The following is a 1,862-nucleotide window of genomic DNA, read 5'->3' as shown; positions in this document are numbered from 1 at the left end:
CGCAATGCTTTCGCCATTGACATTTTTATAGACTGGTGCAACTCGCGAAGAAAGGATGGTCACTTTCTTTGGAATGTCAAATTGTGATTTATCCAATTTCAAGTCGCCAACTTTTATAGTTTCGTCTGTTAAGTTAAATTTTGTCAGTCTTCTTTTTCTGAGTTATTAAAATTGATTAGAACTTTTGAGGCTGGGCAAAATCTTAATTCCTGAAGAAAATGGAGTAAATCTTCCCACAAGAAAACGCATAATATCAAGCTTTTTCAACACCTGATACTATGCGTTTTTTTTGATTTTAAAAACTTTTCGCCCAGCTCAAACAACTAACAAAAATTATAAGTATAGTTTATTTTATAATTTGAGATCTAACAATCATTTCGATTCGTTAAATCTTTCAATCTTTCTTCTCCAGATTTAAGCATCTCTTTCTCAACTTGATTCCATTCTCCAAATAGTAAATCATGAAGGACGGTTGCTGCTGAAGTTTTATCTTCTCCTGAATCATATACACAACTTCTATCTCGTTGATAAATTTGAATTCTTTCAAAGATAGCTAGTTCTTCCAATTGCCGTGTATTATCAACTAGATGATTTACAATGAAATCATGATGTTCTTTTGGAGTTGCGCGTGCTTGATTTGGATTAATAGCGTACAGTTCTTCATAACGGATAAGAGTACTCAGATAGGACAGCTTTGGCTTTGTCGCAATCAAGGCTAATTGTACCTCATACCCCTTATTTTTTAATAGTTGTGCTGTTTTCTTTGGAACATCAATCGTTCGTAAAGTTCCCTCTATCAAAAGATTGTATCCCAAATAACTCAATTCTGTTACTAAAGACTCTACCATTTTGCCTGCAAAATCTTTGGTGTATTCTACACTATCTTTGCCATATTCTTGCTGCAGTTCTAAATAGTGTGGATGTTGAGAGCGAAAACTATCGCCATCTATGATAACAATATTTCCTTGAAATTCTTTCTGTTTAATACGATGAATTGTAGTCTTACCAGCACCACTTTGCCCTCCAAGCAAAATCGCTATAGGTTGCTTACTGGACTTTTTTCCTCTTGTCAGAGAACGAAGATTCCGTGCTAGAGCATGTTTGAATTCACTATCAGTATAATCTTGGATTTCCATTAGGCTACCATCCGTTTTTCAGATATCTCTAACATACGTTCAATTCCATCCAAATAGCCGCTATACCTCTCTATTTCATCAAAATTATCTACTAAATAGATATTCGTATGAATCAAGTCAGATAGATCATCACTCATTAAAATCCAAGGATTAGATTCATCATCAATGCTAATTCCCTGACTATCTTGATAACGATAGAGTCGTGATAATAGATTAGCTCCTCTTTCTTTCACAATTTCAATTTTTAAAGTCAATTCATAATCTTCAACAGGATTGAGCATTTTATCTTCTCCTACAATATCGACATAAGATACATTAAACTTCTGACAAATGATGTCTATTAGTTCCGTAGAGACTGAACTCGTTCCATTTTCATACCGGCTCAAGCTATTTCGAGAAATTCCTACAATTCGGGCAAAGTCGTCTTGTGTTAAGTCATGTGTTTTACGTAAGGATTTTATGTTCTTTCCAATCATGGCAAACTCCTTTATTTTTCTAAATCCATTATAGCATAAAAAAGCAGAACGCACCAAAATTGGTGCGTTGTTTGTTGTTTTTCTAGCCTAAACTTTACTTCTAAAAAAGCCACCTTAAAGAGTAATTCCTTTTTCGGTGGCTTTTCAAAATACTATACAATAAAATACTCTTGTTTAATTTTTGTAAGCAGGTTGTTAGCAACCGAAGTTACACCAACATGCATCAGTTCAGGATCAGAATAATCTAGAT

General features: G+C 34.0%; 2 protein-coding genes. Both read right to left on the bottom strand.

Annotated features, from left to right (window positions below; translation table 11 throughout):
* Positions 1 to 365: 365 nt before the first annotated feature.
* Positions 366 to 1,136 carry a type II toxin-antitoxin system toxin PezT gene (gene pezT / locus Q0594_RS00090; RefSeq protein ID WP_022524937.1) on the bottom strand — a complete coding sequence of 257 codons (771 nt, stop codon included), beginning with the start codon at positions 1,134 to 1,136 and terminating at the stop codon, positions 366 to 368.
* The gene (pezA, locus tag Q0594_RS00085) at positions 1,136 to 1,612 is read right to left on the bottom strand and encodes a type II toxin-antitoxin system antitoxin PezA (RefSeq protein ID WP_022524938.1); all 477 of its coding nucleotides are present in this window, start codon (positions 1,610 to 1,612) and stop codon (positions 1,136 to 1,138) included. The genes pezT and pezA overlap by 1 nt, the downstream gene beginning before the upstream one ends.
* Between the last annotated feature and the right edge of the window lie 250 nt (positions 1,613 to 1,862).

Origin of the sequence: uncultured Granulicatella sp. (genome assembly GCF_938030755.1) — a bacterium.
Taxonomy (GTDB): domain Bacteria; phylum Bacillota; class Bacilli; order Lactobacillales; family Aerococcaceae; genus Granulicatella.
This window is presented reverse-complemented; position numbering and strand designations above follow the sequence as displayed.

Coding starts and splice junctions, on each gene's coding strand:
- pezT (WP_022524937.1), bottom strand. CDS start 1,136: ATGGAAATCCAAGATTATACTGATAGTGAATTCAAACATGCTCTAGCA.
- pezA (WP_022524938.1), bottom strand. CDS start 1,612: ATGATTGGAAAGAACATAAAATCCTTACGTAAAACACATGACTTAACA.